The 19,639-nt window shown below is 75.1% G+C and carries 14 protein-coding genes; 6 read left to right on the plus strand and 8 right to left on the minus strand.

Features of this window, described 5'->3' with window-relative positions; translation table 11 throughout:
• Nucleotides 1-61: 61 nt before the first annotated feature.
• Nucleotides 62-1,276, plus strand: a complete 1,215-nt coding sequence (locus B9L22_RS14040) for a DNA glycosylase AlkZ-like family protein (protein WP_198947305.1) — start codon at nt 62-64, stop codon at nt 1,274-1,276.
• 73 nt (nt 1,277-1,349) lie between these two features.
• Here the strand turns inward: B9L22_RS14040 and B9L22_RS14045 are convergent, their stop codons facing one another.
• The gene (locus tag B9L22_RS14045) at nt 1,350-4,886 is read right to left on the minus strand and encodes a bifunctional proline dehydrogenase/L-glutamate gamma-semialdehyde dehydrogenase (RefSeq protein ID WP_086150847.1); all 3,537 of its coding nucleotides are present in this window, start codon (nt 4,884-4,886) and stop codon (nt 1,350-1,352) included.
• A 53-nt stretch (nt 4,887-4,939) separates the two neighbouring features.
• On the opposite strand from B9L22_RS14045, the gene B9L22_RS14050 reads away from it, so the two are divergent.
• The 3 genes from B9L22_RS14050 to B9L22_RS14060 all read left to right on the plus strand — a co-directional run bounded on the left by B9L22_RS14050 (nt 4,940) and on the right by B9L22_RS14060 (nt 8,014).
• Nucleotides 4,940-5,689: an AraC family transcriptional regulator gene (locus tag B9L22_RS14050; protein ID WP_086150848.1), complete on the plus strand. Its 750-nt coding sequence runs from the start codon at nt 4,940-4,942 to the stop codon at nt 5,687-5,689.
• A 91-nt stretch (nt 5,690-5,780) separates the two neighbouring features.
• Nucleotides 5,781-6,581, plus strand: coding sequence for an aldo/keto reductase (locus B9L22_RS14055; RefSeq protein ID WP_086150849.1), 801 nt, complete (start codon nt 5,781-5,783; stop codon nt 6,579-6,581).
• An 86-nt stretch (nt 6,582-6,667) separates the two neighbouring features.
• A complete protein-coding gene (locus B9L22_RS14060) occupies nt 6,668-8,014 on the plus strand; it encodes a Glu/Leu/Phe/Val dehydrogenase (RefSeq protein WP_232322736.1) in 1,347 nt (448 codons plus the stop codon).
• An 84-nt stretch (nt 8,015-8,098) separates the two neighbouring features.
• Here B9L22_RS14060 and B9L22_RS14065 read toward each other — a convergent pair whose 3' ends face one another.
• From B9L22_RS14065 to B9L22_RS14075, 3 genes are all read right to left on the minus strand, one after another.
• Nucleotides 8,099-8,932, minus strand: coding sequence for a tryptophan-rich sensory protein (locus B9L22_RS14065; RefSeq protein ID WP_086150850.1), 834 nt, complete (start codon nt 8,930-8,932; stop codon nt 8,099-8,101).
• Between the two features lie 204 nt (nt 8,933-9,136).
• Nucleotides 9,137-9,871, minus strand: coding sequence for a hydrogen peroxide-dependent heme synthase (gene hemQ / locus B9L22_RS14070; protein WP_061267467.1), 735 nt, complete (start codon nt 9,869-9,871; stop codon nt 9,137-9,139).
• A gap of 41 nt (nt 9,872-9,912) precedes the next feature.
• A complete protein-coding gene (locus B9L22_RS14075) occupies nt 9,913-11,142 on the minus strand; it encodes a ferrochelatase (RefSeq protein ID WP_086151017.1) in 1,230 nt (409 codons plus the stop codon).
• Between the two features lie 201 nt (nt 11,143-11,343).
• Here B9L22_RS14075 and B9L22_RS14080 point away from each other — a divergent pair, with 201 nt between their 5' ends.
• Together B9L22_RS14080 and B9L22_RS14085 are read left to right on the plus strand one after the other, a co-directional pair.
• The gene (locus tag B9L22_RS14080; RefSeq protein ID WP_086150851.1) at nt 11,344-12,384 is read left to right on the plus strand and encodes a DUF2804 domain-containing protein; all 1,041 of its coding nucleotides are present in this window, start codon (nt 11,344-11,346) and stop codon (nt 12,382-12,384) included.
• Between the two features lie 163 nt (nt 12,385-12,547).
• Nucleotides 12,548-13,855, plus strand: a complete 1,308-nt coding sequence (locus B9L22_RS14085) for an alkaline phosphatase (RefSeq protein WP_233140134.1) — start codon at nt 12,548-12,550, stop codon at nt 13,853-13,855.
• Between the two features lie 192 nt (nt 13,856-14,047).
• On the opposite strand, the gene B9L22_RS14090 is transcribed toward B9L22_RS14085, so the two are convergent.
• The 4 genes from B9L22_RS14090 to B9L22_RS14105 all read right to left on the minus strand — a co-directional run bounded on the left by B9L22_RS14090 (nt 14,048) and on the right by B9L22_RS14105 (nt 19,524).
• Entirely contained in the window at nt 14,048-15,121 is a 1,074-nt protein-coding gene (locus B9L22_RS14090; RefSeq protein WP_086150852.1) for a carbohydrate ABC transporter permease, read from the minus strand.
• Complete coding sequence (locus B9L22_RS14095; protein ID WP_083711959.1) at nt 15,118-16,083, minus strand: carbohydrate ABC transporter permease; 966 nt, start codon at nt 16,081-16,083, stop codon at nt 15,118-15,120. Before B9L22_RS14095 ends, B9L22_RS14090 begins: the two co-directional genes overlap by 4 nt.
• 163 nt (nt 16,084-16,246) lie before the next feature.
• On the minus strand, nt 16,247-17,647 hold the full coding sequence (locus tag B9L22_RS14100; RefSeq protein WP_021483402.1) for an ABC transporter substrate-binding protein: 1,401 nt from the start codon (nt 17,645-17,647) through the stop codon (nt 16,247-16,249).
• A 110-nt stretch (nt 17,648-17,757) separates the two neighbouring features.
• Nucleotides 17,758-19,524 carry a glycoside hydrolase family 13 protein gene (locus tag B9L22_RS14105; RefSeq protein ID WP_198947306.1) on the minus strand — a complete coding sequence of 589 codons (1,767 nt, stop codon included), beginning with the start codon at nt 19,522-19,524 and terminating at the stop codon, nt 17,758-17,760.
• Nucleotides 19,525-19,639 lie beyond the last annotated feature (115 nt).

Below are 19,639 nucleotides of genomic sequence, written 5' to 3' on the forward strand. Positions count from 1 at the left end.
CGCGCGGCACCCGAGGCGTGGGGGGCGCGACGCTGTGGGCGGTCGCACGTAGCCTGGCGTCGTGCACCCGTCCACGGAACCGGTGGCCACGCTCTCGCGGGCCGACGTCCTCGCCGCGCGCTGGCACGCCCACGAGCTCGACCGGGCGCCGGGCGCGGCGGCCGCGGTGACGGACGTCGCCGTCCTCGACCTGGGCGTCCAGGACACGGGGTCCGACGGCGCCGCGTGGGCGCTCGCCGTCCGGGGCGCCCCGCCCGTCGCGCCGGGCACCCTGCCGCCCGACCTCGCGCTCGCGTGGACGCTGCGCGGGGCCCCCCACGTCTACCGTCGCGCGGACCTCGCCGAGGTCGCGACGGCGACCGCGCCGTTCTCCGAGGCCGACGCCGCCAAGCGCGTCTACGACGCGAGCCGACCGCTCCGCGCGGCGGGTGTCGCCGTGCTCGACGCCCTGCGCACCGAGGCGCGGCTCGAGCGCGACCTCGTCGGGTCGCCGACCGTCAAGGGCGACCTCTCGACGCGGCTCACCGCGCGGCTCCCGGAACCGCACCTGCGCTGGTGCGGGCCGTGCGGCGCCACCCACAGCTACGAGCAGACGTTCCGCCTCGCGGCCCTGCAGGCCGGGCTCGAGCTGGAGCCGGGCTCGTCCCCGCCCGTGCTGCGGCGCGTCCCCGGCCTCGAGCCGCCGCTCTACGGGCGCCTCGGCGGCGACGCCCCGCCGCGCCTGGACGTCGTGCGCGGCTACCTGCGGTTCTTCCCCGGCGCGAGCGTCCAGGACGTCGCCGCGTTCCTCGACGCCCCGGTCAAGGACGTCCGGAACCGGTGGCCCGACGACGCGCTCCGCGTCGAGGTCGCCGACGTCGAGCCGGGTCCGCGGCCGGCCGAGCGCTGGGTGCTCGCCGAGGACCTCGGTCGCGTCACGGGTGCCGCCGCGCGCGAGCGCGACGCGCGACCCGCGCCCGGTGCCCCGGCCGTGCGCCTCGTGGGCCCCTACGACCTGTTCCTGCAGCTGCGCGACCGCGCGACGCTCGTCCCGGACGGCGCGCGCGCCAAGGACCTGTGGCGGGTCCTCGGCCGGCCCGGGGCCGTGCTCGCGGGCGGCGAGGTCGTGGGCACGTGGCGGCCCCGCGCGTCAGGCCGTCGCCTCACGGTCCTCACCGACCCCTGGGTCCCGTGGGACGCCGGGCTCGCCGACGCCGTCGCCGAGCAGGCGGAGCGCCTGCGCGCGTACCGCGACGCGGCGTCCGTGACCGTCTCGCCGGTGCCGGACGCGCGGTAGCGACCGGGGTGCGGCGCGGTCGTCGCGGGAGGGGCCCGGCGGTGGCCGAACCACTCCCGCGCGCCGGGAGCGGTCAGCGCTTCACGTGGCCGTACCGGTGCATCGTGCGGCTGACGGCCTGCTCGTGGAGCACGGCGAGCAGCTCGCGGCGCCCGCTCGCGACGACGGGGTGGTCGAGCACCGTGACCTCGCCGACGCGCTCGGCCGCGGCCTCGTGCAGCCCCGGCGCGGAGCCGACGACGCGGACCCGACCCCGGACGGCGCCCGACGCGACGCGGCGCGCGAACTCCTCGTCGCTCACCGCGGCGTCGCCCGCGCTCGGCACGACGACGGCCGGCACGCCCGCGGTGCGCGCGGCGTGGAGGACGCGCTCGACCTCGACGGGGAGCGCGTCCGCGCCGACGCGCACGGTGAGCACGTCGACCGGGCGGTAGCGGAAGACGTTCGCCTCGACGTGCAGGCCCGAGGGGTCGTGGCCCACCGAGAACTCCCGCTCCCACCAGCGCGCGTCGTCGGCCTTCGCCCACGCGAGCCACGCCTCGGGCGCGGTCTCGCGCGCGGGCGGCGCCGCGTCGTGCGTGCTGTCGGTGCCCGACGCCGACGCGCTCGTCGAGGTGCCGGGCGCGTCGCTCCAGCGCCCGAGCTGCGCGACGTAGTTCGGCCCGCCCGCCTTGGCGCCCGGCCCGACGGCCGACTGCTTCCAGCCGCCGAACGACTGCCGCTGCACGATCGCGCCGGTGATGTGCCGGTTGACGTAGGCGTTGCCCACCTGGACGGCGTCGAGCCAGCGCTCGACCTCGGCGTCGTCGAGGCTGTGGATGCCGCCGGTGAGGCCGAACGGGACGGCGTTCTGCAGCGCGATCGCCTCGTCGAGGGTCGCGGCCGTCATGATCCCGAGGACCGGCCCGAAGTACTCCGTGAGGTGGAACGGCGACCCGGGCGCGACGCCCTCCTTGAGACCCGGCGTCCAGAGGCGGCCCTCCAGCTCGGGCCCGCCGTCCAGCAGCCGCGGCCGTACGAGCCAGGACTCCTCCGGCTCCAGCGTCGTCAGGGCGTGCAGCAGCTTGCCCGACGCGGGCTCGGTGAGCGGGCCCATGGTCGTCGCGACGTCGGTCGCCGGACCGACGGCGAGCGAGCGCACCGCGTCCACGAGCTGGCGCCGCACCCGGCGCCCCGTCTCCGTCCGCGGGTCGCCCGCCGAGCCGACGAGGATCGCGAGCGACGCGGCCGAGCACTTCTGCCCCGCGTGCCCGAACGCCGACCGCACGAGGTCCGCGACCGCGAGGTCGAGGTCCGCCGACGGCGTGACGACGAGCGCGTTCTTGCCCGACGTCTCGGCGAGCACCGGGCGCGACGGCTTCCACCGCGCGAAGAGCTGCGCGGTCTCGATCGAGCCCGTGAGCACGACGCGCGCGACGTCGTCGTGCGTGACGAGGCGGGTGCCGAGCTCGTCGTCGGGCACGCGGACGTACTGCACGACGTCGGTCACCGAGCCCGCGTCCAGCCCCGGGAAGTCACCGGGCGCCGCGGCCACCGCGTCGCGCAGGCCCGCGTGGACCGCCTCGACGGCGACCTCGAGGCAGCGCGGCGTCGGCGGCGCGGGCTTGGCGAGCACGGCCGACCCGGCCGCGAGCGCCGCGAGGACCCCGCCCACGGGGATCGCGACGGGGAAGTTCCACGGCGGCGTGACGAGCGTGACGCCGTCGGGCGCGAACCGGGCGCCGGGCACGTGGTCCAGCTCCTCGGCGGAGAGCGCGTAGTAGCGCGCGAAGTCGACGGCCTCGCTCACCTCGGGGTCGGCCTCGGCGACGGTCTTGCCGGGCTCGTGCACCATCGCGGCGACGAGGTCGGTGCGCGCCTCCTCCAGGCGCCGGGCGACGGCGCGCAGCGCGGCGGCGCGGGCCGCCGGGGCGACCTGCGACCACGCGGCGGTCGCGCGCACGGCGGTCGCGACGGCGTCGTCCACCTGGGCGGTCGTGGTGAGCTCGGGCGTGCGGACGGGGACGTACCCGGAGCCGGTCCCGGTGACGTGGCGGGCCCAGTCGCGCGCCGCGGCGACGGCCGGGTCGGTGTCGGGGGCGTTCGCGAACCCGGCGCCGGTCCCGGCGCCGACGGCGGGCCGGGGCGTGCGGCGCGGCGCGACGTCGGTCTCGGCGTAGTGCACCCCGTGGCGCACGGACGCGCGGAACGCGGCCTCCTGGCGCTCCATGGGGCTGCCCGCGGGCGCCCCGTCGGGCGCGAACATGGCGTGCAGGAAGTTCTGCTCGGCGGCGTTCTCCTCGAGGCGGCGCACGAGGTAGGAGATGGCGACGTCGAAGTCCTCGTCGCGCACGACGGGCGTGTACAGCACGACGCGGCCGCCGCGCCCGGCGTGCGGGCCGCTGTCGACGCGGTCGGCCGCGACCTCGTCGCGCACGGCGCGCGCCTCGCCGGGGGCCATGCCCTGGAGCATCTCGACGTCGAGGGCGTGGCTCACGCCGCGGGCCCGGCCGAGGAGCACGGCGAGCGCGACGTGGAAGAGGTTGTGGCTCGCGACGCCGATGCGCACGGCGTCGGTCCGCGGCGCGCGCAGGGCGTGGTCGAGGAGGCGGACGTAGTTCGCGTCGACGTCGGGCTTCGTGGGGTAGGGCGCCTGCGGCCAGCCGTGCAGCTCGGCCTCGACGGCCTCCATCGCGAGGTTCGCGCCCTTGACGAGACGCACCTTGATCGGCGCTCCGCCGGCGGCGACGCGCTCGGTCGCGAAGCGGGTGAGCCCGTCGAGCGCGCCGAGCGCGTCGGGCAGGTACGCCTGGAGCACGATCCCGGCCTCGAGGTCGTGCAGGTCGTCGTGCGCGAGGATCTCGCGGAAGACCGCGGTCGTGAGCGCGAGGTCCTTGTACTCCTCCATGTCGAGGTTGAGGAAGACGCCGTGGTCGCGCGCCGCCCGGTACAGCGGCAGCAGCCGCTCGACGACGCGGGCGCACGACCCGTCGAGGTCCCACGTGACGAGCTGCGACGCGACGGACGACACCTTGACCGACACGTAGTCGACGTCGGGGCGCCGCACGAGCGCGAGCGTGCGCTCGAGGCGAGCGTCCGCCTCGGCCTCGCCGAGCACGGCCTCGCCGAGGAGGTTGACGTTGAGCGCGTAGCCCTCCGCGCGGGTGCGGGCGAGGTGCGGGCCGAGGCCGCGGCCGGCGTCGGCCACGAGGTGGCCCACGAGCTGGCGCAGGCGCACGCGCGCGGCCGGCACGACGACGCGCGGCAGCACCGGCGCGACGCCCGCCCCGACGCGCAGGAGGGACCGGTCGACCGGCCCGAGGAACGACCCCGCGCTGCCCGCGAGCTCGCCGAGGCGGCCGAGCGCCCGCGCGGCGACGTGCACGTCCTGGGGGCGCGCGACGTCGTCGACGAACCGGACCGCGAGCTCGAGGCCCGCGGGGTCGGAGACGAGCGCGCCGAGCCGCTCGGCGGTCCGGCGGGCGCGCGCGTCGCCCGCTCCCTCGCTCGCGGCGAGCCAGCGGCGGGCCAGCGTGACGGCCTCCTCGACGAGGTCGTCCGGGGAGGTGAGGCTCGTGTCGCCGACGGCTCCGGGGGTGGGGAGCGGCCGGGCGGGCGCGTCGTTGCTCATCCCTCCAGGGTGCCTCGGGTCGTGGTGGCTCGTCTTGTACGATCCGGGGCGACATGGCACCCGTCCGCGACAACCTGTGGCCCGAGGGCATGGCGCTCCTCGCCGCCCTCAGCCCCGCCATGGTCGCGCTCATGGACGAGCTGCCGGACACGATGTTCTGCGCGAAGGACGTCACGGGCCGGTACGTCGCGGTCAACCCGGTGTTCGTCGCGCGGACGAACGAGCGCTCGCGCCGCGCGGTGCTCGGCCGACGCGCGCGCGACCTGTTCGTCGCGCAGCTCGCCGAGCGCTACGAGCAGCAGGACGCCGAGGTGCTGCGCGGGCGCGCGCTGCGCGGCGAGCTCGAGCGCATCCGGCGGCTCGGCGGCACGTCGGGCTGGTTCCTCACGTCCAAGCTCCCCGTGCACGACGACGCCGGTCACCTCGTGGGGATCGTCTCGGTCTCGCACGACCTGCGCGCGGGCGCGGCGGACGACGCGACGATGGACTCCCTCGCCGCGCTCGTCGCCGCGGTCGAGGCGGACCTCGGGGCGCGCTGGACGACGGCGCGGCTCGCCGAGGCGGCCGGGTGCACGCCCGCGGTGCTCGACCGGCGCGTGCGGCGCGTGTACGGCGTGACGCCGCGCCAGCTCGTGCTGCGCACCCGGGTCGACCACGCGACGCGCCTGCTCGCGGGGAGCACCGTGTCGATCGGCGACGTCGCGGCGGCGAGCGGGTTCTACGACCAGCCGTCGTTCACGCGCACGTTCGCGCGCCTCGCGGGCGAGACCCCGGCCCAGTACCGGCGCCGCACGCGGCGCTGACCCCTTCCCGTCCGCGCGACGGCGGGCAGGCCCGCGGTGCCGAGCGCGCCCGCGGTGGCGAGGGACGGCGTCGGGCACGGAGACTGACGGCATGACCTCCGCAGACCCCGCCCCCGTCCCCACGGTCGAGCTGCCCGGCGGCCCGATGCCCCTGCTCGGCCTCGGCACCTGGCAGTCCGAGGGCGACGACGCCTACCGCGCCGTGCGCCACGCGCTCGACGTGGGCTACCGGCACGTCGACACCGCGACGGGCTACGGCAACGAGGCGCAGGTCGGGCGTGCGCTCGCCGACTCGTCCGTGGACCGCGCCGACGTGTTCGTCACGACCAAGCTCCCGCCGGACGCCGCGGGCCGCGAGCGCGAGACGCTCGAGGCGTCGCTGCGCGACCTCGGCACGGACCACGTGGACCTGTGGCTCGTCCACTGGCCGCCGGCGGGCGAGGCGTCGCCGTGGGTGTGGGAGCGGTTCGTCGAGCTGCGCGACGAGGGCAAGGTGCGCTCGATCGGGGTGAGCAACTACTCCGTCGAGCAGGTCGACGTGCTGTCCGAGCAGGTCGGCGAGACGCCCGCCGTCGACCAGATCCCGTGGAGCCCGGCCGACTACGACCACCGGGTCGTGCACGAGCTCGCGCAGCGCGGCGTCGTGCTCGAGGGGTACAGCCCGTTCAAGCGCACCGACCTCGACGCGCCGGTGCTCGCCGAGGTCGCGGCCGCGCACGGCGTCACCTCCGCGCAGGTCGTGCTGCGCTGGCACCTCGACCACGGGTTCGTCGTCATCCCGAAGTCCGTGACGCCGGAGCGCATCGAGGCGAACTTCCGGGTCACCGGGTTCTCCCTCACCGCCGTCGAGCTCGCGGCGGTCGACGCCCTCGGGCACCGCCGGGGCGCGTGAGGGGCGAGCGACCGCGCCGGGGGTAGCGTGACCCTCGGTGCCGCACACCCCCGCGGCACCGAGGAGAACCTCGAACCGGAGGAACCGTGACGACGACGTCCGTGCCGCCCGCCACCACGAGCGGCGGCCCCACCCCGACCGACAGCACCGATCTCCCCCGCGGCACGCGCCGCTCCCCCGACGCGGGGGCCCCGGCGTCCGCGCTCGACACCGCGCACGCGCAGCTCGCCGGCGCGGTCCGCTTCCTCGGCTACGACGACGGCCTGCACGAGATGCTCGCGACCCCGCGCCGCGAGGTGAACGTGGCCGTGCCGCTGCGGCGCGACGACGGCCGCACCGTCCTGTTCCACGGCTACCGCGTGCAGCACAACGTGTCGCGCGGTCCGGGCAAGGGCGGCCTGCGGTACGCGCCGAGCGTCGACATCGACGAGGTCCGCGCGCTCGCCATGTGGATGACGTGGAAGTGCGCCCTCGTGGACCTGCCGTACGGCGGTGCGAAGGGCGGCGTCGCGATCGACCCGCGCTCCTACTCCGACGCGGAGCTCGAGCGCGTGACGCGCCGCTACACGTCGGAGATCATGCCGGTCATCGGGCCCGAGCGGGACATCATGGCGCCCGACATGGGCACGAGCGAGCGGACCATGGCCTGGGTCATGGACACCTACTCCGTCAACCAGGGCTACACGATCCCGGCGGTCGTGACGGGCAAGCCCATCACCGTGGGCGGGTCGCTCGGCCGCACGACGGCGACGAGCGCCGGGGTCGTGCACGTCACCGCCGCGGCGCTCGAGGAGGCGGGCGTGCCGCTGTCCGACGTGCGCGTCGCCATCCAGGGCTTCGGCAAGGTCGGGTCGCACGCGGCCGCGATCTTCGCGGCCCGCGGGGCCCGCGTCGTGGCGGTCTCCGACCAGTACGGCGGGGTGCACGCCCCGGACGGTCTCGACGTGCGCGCCCTGGTCGAGCACGTCGCCGCGACGGGGAGCGTCGTGGGCTTCGACCGGGCCGACCCGGTGGACAACGACGCGCTGCTCGCGCTCGACGTCGACGTGCTCGTCCCGGCCGCGGTCGAGGGAGTGCTCGACGGCGACACCGCCCGGACCGTGCGCGCACGCTGGGTCGTCGAGGGCGCCAACGGCCCGACGACCGCCGAGGGCGACCGCGTGCTCGCCAAGAACGGCGTGACCGTGGTGCCGGACGTGCTCGCGAACGCGGGCGGCGTCGTCGTCTCCTACTTCGAGTGGGTCCAGGCGAACCAGGCGTACTGGTGGACCGCGGAGGAGATCGGCGACAAGCTCGAGCACCGCATGCTGCACGCCTACGAGGAGGTCGCGGGCCTCGCGCGCCGCGAGGACCTCAGCCTGCGCGACGCGGCGCTCGTCATCGGTGTCCAGCGCGTAGCAGAGGCCCACCAGATCCGAGGCCTCTACCCCTGACGGACCACGCTCGGCCCCGCCGAGCACGGGGTCCGCGACCGTCCTGGGCTCGATCCGGTCGCGGATCCCGTGCTCGGCGGGTGATCAGGGGCGTGACCGGCGGGTTGCCGCCAGGAGCGCCGCTATCAGGGCGATCGCGGATGCTCCGACGGCGGCCCAGGCGACGGTGGGGTTCACGAGCTCGCCCTGGAACCGTCCGACGGCGATCCACGCGAGGCCCCACGACATCGCGAGGCCGATGCCGAGCACGACCGCGCGACGCCCGGCGGCGAACGCCGCCCACGCGACGGACAGCGCGGCGGCCGCCGCGACGAGCACGACCGACCAGCCCGTCGCGCCGAGGCCGAGCTCGCCGACGCCCGCGTCGGTGAGCGCCGCGGCGACGTTCGCGAGCGTCGCGACGCTCACCCAGCCGGTGTACAGGCCCATCGTCCCGTCGAGCACGACGGCCTGCGCCGTCGACTCGGGCCGACGGCGCACGAGCCGCACGACGACCACCGCGTTGACGGCGAGCAGCGCCGCGATGACGACGACGCTGAGCGGCACCCACCCGGCCTGCACGACGCCGATCCACGCGGCGTTGAGGACCATGGACACCAGGACCCACCACGCGGTCGCGCGCAGGCGCGGGCTCGTCGCGTGCCGCGGCAGCACCTGGTAGACGGCGAACGCGAAGAGACCGAGGTAGATCACCGACCAGATGCGGAACGCCGGGTTGTCGGGCGCGACGGGCGTCGCGGTCGAGGACAGCGCTCCCCCGGCGGTCTGCTCGACGGACGTGCCGCCGAAGGCGCCCGCGCCGTACGCCGCGGCTCCGGCCGCGACGAGCGAGCCGACGAGGACGACGACCTGGCGGACCCGGTCGGAGGGAGCGGGGGCGCGGACGCTTCCCGCGGGGACGGCGGCTGCGGTGGTCATACCTCCAGCCTGACATCACTCAGCATGCTGAGCATCTCGGGGCGCCACCGCTCCCCCGCCGAGAACGACGCTGCTCGCCGCCGAGCACGATCCTGCTCCCCGCCGAGAACGACTCTGGTGTCGGCATCGCGGGGATACCGACACCAGAGTCGTTCTCGGCCGCGGGCCCGGGGTTGCCGGGCGGGCGGGTGTGGTGGGTGGGGGTCAGGCCAGGGGCTGGCGGTCCGCCCAGTCGGCGAGCGTCGTGCGCGGGCCCGTGAAGAACGGGACCTCCTCGCGCACGTGGCGGCGCGCCTCGGTCGCGCGCAGCTCGCGCATGAGGTCGACGATGCGGTGCAGCTCGTCGGCCTCGAACGCGAGGATCCACTCGTAGTCGCCGAGCGCGAACGACGCGACCGTGTTAGCCCGCACGTCCGGGTAGTCCTTCGCCGCGAGGCCGTGGTCGCGCAGCATGGTGCGGCGCTCGGCGTCGGGCAGGAGGTACCAGTCGTACGAGCGCACGAACGGGTAGACCGACAGGTAGTCGCGCGGCTCCTCGCCCGCGAGGAACGCAGGCACGTGCCCCCGGTTGAACTCCGCCGGACGGTGCAGCGCCACGTTCGACCACACGGGCTCGAGGTGCGCGCCCAGGCCGCTCGCGCGCAGGTGCTGGTAGGCACGCTGCACCGACTCGACCGTCGGGCCGTGCCACCACACCATGAGGTCGGCGTCCGAGCGCAGGCCCGCGACGTCGTACCAGCCGCGCACGACGAGGTCGCCGTCCGTCGCGGACGGGTCGTCGCCGCCGCCGACGGCGGCCAGCGCGTCGGCCACGAGGCCCGCGCGCTCGTCCGCGTCGGCGGGCAGGGGCGCCGCCGTCGCGAAGACGGACCACATCGCGTAGCGGATGGTGGTGTTGATCTGCTCGTGGTCCGCGGGTACGCGCGCGGCGTCGTTCATCGGGGTTCCTCTCGGGTCCGTGCGGGGGTGTCCGCCGGGGTTCAGCTGTGGATGTCCGTGCTGCACAGCGCCGGGACGCCGCTCGGCTCGCCGTCGCGGCGCAGGCAGCAGCCCGGCGCGCACACCGAGCGGAACGCGGGCAGCGCACCGACCGTGGCCTGCTCGACGTCCTCGCCGCGCGCGAGCGCCGCGCGCTCGACGAGCAGGTCCACGAGGCCGCGCACGAACGGCTCGCGCGTGCTCACGGTGCCTGCGCGGACGGCGGTCATCCCGAGCCCCGTCGCGGTCTCCATCGCCTCGGTGTCGAGGTCGTACGCGACCTCCATGTGGTCGGAGACGAAGCCGATCGGCGAGAGGACGACGTCGCGGACGCCGTCCTGCGCGAGGGCCTCCAGGTGGTCGTTCACGTCGGGCTCGAGCCACGGCTGGCTCGGCGGGCCGGACCGCGAGCAGTACGCGAGGTCCCACGCGACGTCGTGGCCCAGGCGCGCCGAGACCTCCGCGGCGATGACGCGCGCGAGGTCGAGGTGCTGCTCGGAGTACGTCGCGAACGAGATGCGCGACGCCGCCTCCATGGTGTCCGGGATGGAATGCGTGACGAACACGAGCCGCGCGGCCGCGCCGTCGCCGCCCTTGTCCGCGAGCGCCGCGTAGCCGTCGAGCACCGCGTCGACGTTCGCCTGCGCGAAGCCCGGGTGGTTGAAGTAGGAGCGCACCTTGTCGAACTGCACGCCCGTGGAGCCGTCGGGGGAGAGCTGGCCGCGCCCGTCGAGCACGACCGCGAGGTCCTCGCGGTACTGGCGGCAGCCCGAGTACGACGAGTACGCGGACGTCACGAGCGCGACGGCGTTCTTCGCGCCGAGCGCCTCGAGCTCGTCGATCGCGTCGGTCGTGTACGGCTCCCAGTTGCGGTTGCCCCACACGACGGGCAGCTCGACGCCGCGGCGCGCGAGCTCGGCCTCGATCGCCGCCTTGAGCGCGAGGTTCTGCTCGTTGATGGGGCTCTTGCCACCGAAGCCGTAGTAGTGCTCGCCGACCTCCTCGAGGCGCGAGTCCGGGATGCCCTTGCCCGCGGTGACGTTGCGCAGGAACGGCACGACGTCCTCGGGCTTGTTGGGCCCGCCGAACGAGTACAGCAGCAGCGCGTCGTACGGGCGCAGGTCGGGCGCAGGACCGGGGTCGACGACGCTCGCGGGGGTGGCGGCGGGCTCGACGGGCTCGGCGGCCCGGCCCGTGTCGGCAGTGACGTCCTGGGGGGAGAACGGGGGCATGCTCCCGATCATGGCACCCGCTCCTGAGCCCGCTCGTCCGGAAGCGGGCACCTCGGACGTGACATTGACGGGACAGAGTGTCACCTCGTCCCTCGAGAGGCCGGTCGCACCCTAGACTCGGGCCGCTCGTCCCTCGGGCCGCGCCGCGGGCACCGACGCCCGCGCACGAGCCGCCCGAGCCGACCACGTGGAGGTGGAGCCGTGCCGCTCCCGGAGATCACCGAGCGCGTGCCGCTCACGCGCCCCGACGGCCGCCTCGACCGCCGGGCCGTCGGCTGGGCCCGCCGGCCCCTCGTCGACACCGACGCGATCGGGCGGCGCGGCGCGGGCGGCCCGCGCCGGTTCGGCCGGAACAAGCGCTGGGAGTACTGGGGCGTCACCACCCCGACACACGTCCTCGCCCTCACCGTCTCCTCGATCGACTACGCCGCGGTGCACGAGGTGTGGGTCCTGGACCGGGAGTCGGGACGGACGTGGGGTGCCGGCGCGACCGTGGTGCCGGCGCGCGGCGTCGAGCTCCCCGGCACGCTGGGCGACGGCCCGGCGCGCGCCCGGGCGAGGAACCTCGCGATCGACCTCGACGAGGTCGACGGCGGCACGCGCCTGCGGGCGCGCACGCGCGACGTCTCGTTCGACGTCGTCGCCACGCTGCCGCCGGGTCACGAGCGGCTCGCGGTGGTGGTCCCGTGGAGCGACACGCGGTTCCAGTACACGGTCAAGGACGTGGCCCGCCCGGCGCACGGGACGCTCTGGGTCGACGGCCGGACGGTCGAGGTGCCCGCCGGGTCGTCGTGGGCCGTGCTCGACCACGGCCGCGGGCGCTGGCCCTACGACGTCCGGTGGAACTGGGGCGCGGGCTCGGGCGAGAGCCACGGCCGGGTCGTCGGGATCCAGGTGGGCGGCCGCTGGACGGTCGGCACGGGCTCGACCGAGAACGCGGTCCTCGTCGACGGGCGCCTCCACCACCTGCCCGACGAGCTCGTGTGGGACTACGACCTCGCCGACCCGGACCGGCCGTGGCGCGTCAGCGGCGGTGGCCTCGACGCGACGTTCGTGCCCTTCCACACCAAGGTCACGCGCACGCGCCTCGGGGTCGTCTCGTCGTCGACCGACCAGTGCTTCGGGCACTGGTCGGGCACGTTCACCCCGCCGGCGGCGCCGGGTGCGGACGGTACCCCGCCCGCGCCGGTGCGGTTCGACGGGCTCGTCGGCTGGGCCGAGGAGGTCCACAACCGCTGGTGACCGCCCCGCACCCCGGCCCGGCTTGCCAGTCCCCCGCCCCTGCCTAGCGTGGGGAGCGTCCCGACGGCACCGACGCCGTCGGGCGTGCCCCGCGACGACGGCGACCCCGTCCGCGGCGGCCGTGCCGGCACCGCAGCCGGCGCCGGTGGGAAAGGGGAGTCTCATGCAGGCACGACGAGGACGGTTCAGCGCGGGGACGACGGGGGTCGCGGCCGCCGCGGCGCTCGTGATGCTCCTGCCGCTCGGCGGCGGTGGGGAGCGCGGCGACGACCGGGGCGGCGACCGCGGCGGCGGCCAGGGCCACGGGAACGACCGCGCCCGCAACGTCATCTTCATCCAGGGCGACGGGCTCGGGCTCTCGCACCGTGAGCTGGTCCGGCTCGCGACGGTGGGCAAGGACGGGCAGCTCGCGATGGACTCGCTCGAGCACGCCGGGTGGACCACGACGGACTCGGCCGACCCCGAGGAGGCCGTCACGGACTCCGCGGCGGGCGCCACGGCGTTCGCGTCGGGGGTCCGAACGTACAACGGGGCGGTGGGCGTCGACGTCGACGGCAACCCGGTCCCGACGCTCCTCGAGGCGGCCCGGGGCGCGGGCAAGGCCACCGGTCTCGTCACGACGGCGCAGGTCACCGACGCCACACCCGCGGCGTTCGGCGCGCACGTGCCCGACCGCGGCGACCAGAGCGAGATCGCGCGCCAGCTCCTGAAGAGCTCGCGGCCCGACGTCGTCCTCGGCGGCGGCGAGGACTGGTGGTACCCGGCGGGCGACCCCGGCGCGTGGGAGGACAACCCCGCGAAGGACCCGACCGAGCAGAGCAAGGGGACGAAGGGGAACCTGGTCGAGCGCGCGCAGGACCTCGGCTACACGTACGTGAGCGACGCCGAGGGGCTCGCGGACGCTCGCGGGCGCAAGCTGCTCGGCCTGTTCGCGAACGAGGAGATGTTCGAGCAGCGCAACGAGGGCGAGGGCGACCTGTACGAACCGGAGGTGCCGCTCGTCGACATGACGGCCAAGGCGCTCGACGTGCTGTCGCGCGACCGCGACGGGTTCTTCCTGCTCGTCGAGGAGGAGGGCGTGGACGAGTTCGCGCACCGCTCCAACGCGACGCGCACGATCCAGGCCGGGCAGGCGCTCGACGAGACCGTCGCGCTGGCGCTCGACTTCCAGAAGCGGAACCGGGACACGCTCGTGCTCGTCGTGGGCGACCACGCGACGGGCGGGCTCGCGATCGAGAACGTCGACCCCGACGACGAGGGCGGCGAGGGCGCGACGGCCGAGGACGGCCCGTTCGACCTCGCGGGCTCCGACCTGCAGTTCACCGTCGACTGGACGACGGGCGGCCACACGGGCGAGGCGACGCCGATCACCGCGCAGGGCCCGGGCGCCGCACGGCTCGCGGGAGCGCAGCGCAACACCGACGTCCACGACGCCGTCCTGCGCGCGATGCAGCCCCGCGGCCGCGGCTGAGCCCCGGGGCCGCACGGCCCCGCGCCGCCAACCACGGGCCTGGCGCCGCCGACCACGGCCCTGGCGCCGCCGAGCACGGGGTAGGCGACCGGAATCGTCTCGATCCGGTCGCCGACCCCGTGTTCGACGGAGAGGTGGGGGCGGAGAGGGGGTGCGGGGCGGGGGCCGGGGGGGGCAGAGCGCCAGGGGTGGTCAGCCCTTGACCGCTCCTCCGAGGCCGGCGCCCTGGAGGAACATGCGCTGGAAGACGAGGAACAGGCCGACGGGGATGAGGGTCGAGATCGCGAGCGCGGCGAGGAAGACGCCGAGGTCGGTCGACGCCTCGATGGACGGCAGGCGCACGGACAGCGGCTGGATCGCCGGGTCCTTGAGGACGAGCAGCGGCCAGAGGAAGTCCTTCCAGGCCGCGATGACCGCGAACACCGAGACGACGCCGACGATCGGGCGCGACATCGGCAGCACGACCGACCAGAACAGCCGGTAGGGCCCGGCGCCGTCCATGCGCGCGGCCTCGAACACCTCGCGCGGGAGGCTGTCGAAGAACCGCTGGACGAGCAGCACGTTGAACGCGCTCGCGCCCGCGGGCAGCCACACGGCCCAGAAGCTGTTGATGAGCGAGCGCCCCAGCAGCGGCGGGTCGAGGATCGTCAGGTACAGCGGGACGAGCAGGACGATCGCGGGCACGAACATCGTCGACAGCACGAGCGCCTGCACGACCTTCCCGTACCGCGGCCGCAGGACGGACAGCGCGTAGCCGCCCGTCGTCGCGACGAGGATCTGCGACGCCCACGACCCGACCGCGAGCCAGATCGTGTTGAGGAAGTATCGGCTGACCTGGACGTCGTTCCAGGCCTTGTCGAGGTTGTCCCACGCGATGCCGTTCGGGAAGACGGCCATCGGCGTGCGCAGGATGTCCTGCGTCGGGGTGACGGCGTACTTCGCGAGCAGCAGCATCGGGCCGAGGCCCGCGACGACGAGGACCACGAGCAGCAGGACGTGGGTCGTGCCCATCCCCCACCGCACGGAGGGGCGGCGCCAGTCCGCCTCGGAGAGCGCGCCGCGGTCCTCGACGCCGTCGAGCGCCTTCCGGCGGCGCGCGCGCAGCCGACGGCGGTCCGCCTCGCGACGGGTGCGGCTCGCCTCCGCGGCGCGGCGGGCGGCGTCCGTCCCGTCCGTCGGGCCCGCGGGCGTGCCGTCGGCCGCCGCCGCGGAGTCCTGCGAGACGACGCCGATCTCGCTCGGGTTGTCGGTGGGCGAGAGGGTCATGACGTGCTCCAGGACCGGGTGAGCCGGAAGTAGAGGACCGAGAAGACGGCGAGGACGGCGGCGAGCATGATCGACAGCGCGGTCGCGGCCCCGTAGTCGCCGCCCAGGCTGTTCTGGAAGGCGTAGCGGTAGATGAGCAGCAGGATCGTCAGGGTCGCGTTGTTCGGCCCGCCGCCGGTGAAGAGGTAGGGCTCGAGGAAGACCTGCGCCGTGCCGATCACCTGGAGGATCAGGGTGATGAACAGGACACCGCGCAGCGCGGGCAGCGTGACGTGCCAGATCTTGCGCCACAGCCCGGCGCCGTCGACCTCGGACGCGTCGTAGAGCTCGGGCGGCACGCTCGTGAGCGCCGCGAGGTAGATGATGATCGTCCCGCCCGCGCCGGCCCACGTGGCCGCGAGCACGAGCGAGGGCATCGCGGTCGAGGCGTCCTGGAGCCACGGGTACGGGCCGAGCCCGACCCAGCCGAGGATCGTGTTGAACACGCCCGTCGGGCTGCCGTTGTAGAAGAACTTCCACAGCAGTACCGCGACGACCGGCGGCACGACGACCGGCAGGTACGCGAGCGCGGAGTACAGCCCGCGCGCCCGGCGGACCTCGCGCATGAGCACCGCGGCGACGAGCGGGATCGGGTAGCCGAACAGCAGCGCGAGGAACGCGAAGTAGAGCGTGTTCTTCACGGCCTTGCCCAGGAGCGGGTCGCTGAGCACCTGGCGGAAGTTGTCGAGCCCGACGAACGTCGGGTCGCTCACGAGGTTCGTCTCCTGGAAGCTCATGATCACCGCGCGCACGATCGGGAACCACGAGAAGACGCCGAAGACGAGGATCAGCGGGAGCAGGAACACGAGGTTGCTCAGGCCGCCGCCGCGGAACCACGTCACGGGGCTGCGGCGTCGGCCGCCGCGGTCGGCCCGCGCGTGCGAGGCGGGTCCCCGTCGCGGCGGGGCGGTGGTGGCGGTCACGGGCGGACGTCCTTCGGTGCGGTGGGAGGTGCCCGACGACGCGAGGTGCGTCGCGCCGTCGGGCACCGGCGGGGTACGGGTCGGCCGGCAGGGGGCGCCGCCGGCCGACCCGGGTGTGCGGACCGGGACGCGCGGACGGTGTGCCCGCGCGCCACGACGGGCGTCAGCCCTGGTCGAGCAGGGCCTGCGCCTCGGTGTTCGCCTGCTCCAGCAGCGCGTCCACGTCGGCGTTCTCGTCGGTGAGGACGGCCTGGACGACGGGGTCGAGCAGGGCGTAGATCTCCTGCGTCTTCTGCGACGGCTCACCCACGAGCGGCAGGTCGAACATCGTGTCCGTGTAGCTCGTCATCTGGTCGAGCGGGACGTTGATGTAGTCCTTGATCCACTCCTGGTTCTGCTGGTACTGCTCCGGGGAGAACATCGGCAGGACCGGGGTGCCGACGGGCTGGTCGTTCGCGACGAGCGTCTCGGCGTCGGCGACGGCGCGCTTCTCGTCGACGAGCTTGCCGAGGTAGAAGAAGTCGATCCACTTGATCGCGGCCTCCTTCTTCGCCTCGTCCACGTCCGCCGGCATCGCGGCGAGCGTGCCGCCGGTGAGGACGCCCGCGTCGTCGCCCTCGAGCGGGAGCGCCGCGAGGCCGTAGGTGGCGGGGTCGATCGCGTTCGTCTGGACGAGCGACGTGAAGACGTCCGAGCCCGACGTGTACATGGCGACCTGGCCCGCGGCGAACGCCTGGTTCATGGTCCCCCAGTCGAGGAGGAAGTTGCTCCCGAGGGAGTTGTCCTCCCAGCGCATGGCCTGGAGCCACTCGAGCGCTTCCTTGGTGCCGTCGTTCGTGAGCGTCGAGGTGGCGGTGCCGTCGTCGGCGACCTCCTGCGTCCGACCGCCGCGCGCGAACGTGTTGACCGTGAGCTGCCAGCCGCCCGTGTTGTTCTGCGACATCTGCATGTAGCCCGCGACGCCCGGGTTGGCGTCCGCGATCTTCTTCGCGTCCTCGCGGACCTCGTCCCACGTGGTCGGCGGCTGGTCGGGGTCGAGGCCGGCGGACTCGAACAGCTCCCGGTTGTAGTGCAGGCCCACGCCGTACACGTTCTTCGCGGGGATCGCGTAGACGTGGCCGTCGGAGCCCGTCCCGGCCTCGAGGATCGCCGGGTTGAACTTGTCGGCGTACGGCAGGGTCCGGAACTGCTCGTCGAGGTCGGCGAGCTGACCGTTCTCGACGAGCGTCTTGGCGTCGGTGAAGGGGATCTCGAAGACGTCGGGCAGCGTGCCGCCGGCGAGCTGCGGGGCGAACGTCGTCGCCTTCCACTCGTACTCCTCCGGCTGCACGTCGATGTCCGGGTTCGCGGCCTCGAACTCCTCGACCTGCGCGTTGAAGGCGTCGATCGCCTCCTGCTCGGAGCCCGGCAGGAGGGACACCACCTTGAGGGTGACCTTCCCGTCGCCGCCCGAGCCGCTGCTCTCGTCGTCGCTGCCCGAGCCGCCGCTCGAGCACGCGGCGAGCGTGCTGAACGCGAGCGCCCCCGCGAGGGTGAGGGCGGTCGCCTGACGTGTGGACTTCATCGTCGCTCCTGGGTTCCGGTGGTGCTGGGTGGGTTACGGGGTGCTGGGTAGCGGGTGCGGGTCGTGGGGCCGGGGCCCCGCGGCCCGGGTTCTCGTGGCGGTCGCCGCGGTCAGGCCCGGAGCCAGACGGCGGTGTCGGTGGGCAGGCGCGCCGCGCCCGGCGCGTCGCTCGCGCGGGGCGGGCTCCCGGGCGCGTCGCTGCGCAGGAGGACCTCGGCGTTCGCGGGGAGCGGGACGTCGTCGGGTCCGAGGTTGACGACGCACGCGACCGCGCGTCCGTCGCCGTCGCGGGGGGCCTCGCGGACGAAGGCGAGGACGTCGTCGCCGAGCACGACCCCGCCGAGCGAGTCGAGCCAGCGGAACCCGCCGGCCCGGAGCGCGGGCTCGGCCCGGCGGGTCGCGAGGACGCGCCGGTAGAGCGTGAGCACCGAGGTCTCGTCGCCGGTCTGCGCCTCGACGGAGAGCTCGCCCCAGCCGTGCGGCTGGGGCAGCCAGGGCTGCGCCCCGCCGTCGGGCCCGAAGCCGTGGCTCGTGCCGCCGCGCGTCCACGGGAGCGGGACGCGGCAGCCGTCGCGGCCCGGGTCGACGCCGCCGGACCGCGCGTGCATCGGGTCCTGGATCGCGTCGAGCGGGAGGTCCTCCACCTCGGGCAGGCCGAGCTCGTCGCCCTGGTAGAGGTACAGCGAGCCGGGCAGCGCGGCGGAGAGCAGCGCGGCCGCGCGGGCCCGACGCCGCCCGGTCGCCAGGTCGGTCGGCGTGCCGAACCGCTTGGTGGCGAACGCGAACGAGCTGTCCTCGCGCCCGTAGCGCGTCACGGGGCGGGTCACGTCGTGGTTGGACAGGACCCAGGTCGCGGGGGCGGCGACCGGCGCGTGCGCGTCGAGCGTGGTCTGGACCGACTCCCGCAGCGCCTTCGCGTCCCACGGACGGGCCATGAAGTCGAAGTTGAACGCCGTGTGCATCTCGTCCGGGCGCAGGTACCGAGCGAACCGCTCCCGGTCCGCGAGCCAGACCTCGCCCACGAGCACGCGCGGCTCGTCGTACGCGTCGGCGACGGCGCGCCAGCCGCGGTAGATGTCGTGGAGCTCGTCGCGGTCGACGTGCGGGTGCTCGCCCGGGCCGGGGTGGTCCGGGACCTCGGGCAGCGCCGGGTCCTTGACGAGCTGCGCCGCCGAGTCGATGCGGATGCCCGCGGCGCCGCGGTCGAACCAGAACCGCAGGATGTCCTCGTGCTCGCGGCGCACGTCGGGGTGGGCCCAGTTGAGGTCGGGCTGCTCGGGCGCGAACACGTGGAGGTACCACTCGCCGGGCGTGCCGTCGGGGTTCGTCGTGCGCGTCCACGTGCCGCCCTGGAACTCCGAGACCCAGTGCGTCGGGACCTGCGACCCGTCCTCGCCCCGGCCCGGGTGGAACCAGAAGCGCTCGCGCTCGGGCGACCCGGGCCCGGCCGCGAGGGCCGCGCGGAACCACTCGTGCTCGGACGAGACGTGGTTCGGGACGACGTCGACGATCGTGCGGATGCCGAGCGCGCGGGCCTCCGCGATGAGCTGCTCGGCCTCGGCGAGCGTGCCGAACTGCGGGTCGATCGCGCGGTAGTCGGCGACGTCGTAGCCGCCGTCCGCGAGCGGGGACACGTACCAGGGGGTGAACCAGATCGCGTCGACACCGAGGTCGCGCAGGTAGCCGAGGCGCTGGCGCACGCCCGCGAGGTCGCCCGTCCCGTCGCCGTTGCCATCCGCGAAGCTGCGCACGTACACCTGGTAGATCACGGCGCTGCGCCACCAGTCGGGCGACGAGGCCGCCGGCCGTGCCGCCGCCGCGGGGGCCGCGTCGGGGGTGGGCGCGCCGTCGGCGGCTCGGGGGTGGTCGTTGCTCACCGCGTCCTCTTCCGTGAGTGCGTGGCCGGGTGGTCGGGGTGGTCGCCCCGTCAGGTCGGCGCACGACGTTCGATGCAGTCCGGGTTGGTCCCGGGATGGTCCCGGGACGGCCGTC

This window comes from Cellulosimicrobium sp. KWT-B (genome assembly GCF_002127155.1).
GTDB classification, from domain to species: domain Bacteria; phylum Actinomycetota; class Actinomycetes; order Actinomycetales; family Cellulomonadaceae; genus Cellulosimicrobium; species Cellulosimicrobium funkei.

Coding starts and splice junctions, on each gene's coding strand:
- hemQ (WP_061267467.1), bottom strand. CDS start 9,871: ATGAACGACGCCGCGCGCGTACCCGCGGACCACGAGCAGATCAACACC.
- B9L22_RS14100 (WP_021483402.1), bottom strand. CDS start 17,647: ATGAAGTCCACACGTCAGGCGACCGCCCTCACCCTCGCGGGGGCGCTC.
- B9L22_RS14045 (WP_086150847.1), bottom strand. CDS start 4,886: ATGAGCAACGACGCGCCCGCCCGGCCGCTCCCCACCCCCGGAGCCGTC.
- B9L22_RS14085 (WP_233140134.1), top strand. CDS start 12,548: ATGCAGGCACGACGAGGACGGTTCAGCGCGGGGACGACGGGGGTCGCG.
- B9L22_RS14065 (WP_086150850.1), bottom strand. CDS start 8,932: ATGACCACCGCAGCCGCCGTCCCCGCGGGAAGCGTCCGCGCCCCCGCT.
- B9L22_RS14055 (WP_086150849.1), top strand. CDS start 5,781: ATGACCTCCGCAGACCCCGCCCCCGTCCCCACGGTCGAGCTGCCCGGC.
- B9L22_RS14090 (WP_086150852.1), bottom strand. CDS start 15,121: ATGACCCTCTCGCCCACCGACAACCCGAGCGAGATCGGCGTCGTCTCG.
- B9L22_RS14050 (WP_086150848.1), top strand. CDS start 4,940: ATGGCACCCGTCCGCGACAACCTGTGGCCCGAGGGCATGGCGCTCCTC.
- B9L22_RS14075 (WP_086151017.1), bottom strand. CDS start 11,142: ATGCCCCCGTTCTCCCCCCAGGACGTCACTGCCGACACGGGCCGGGCC.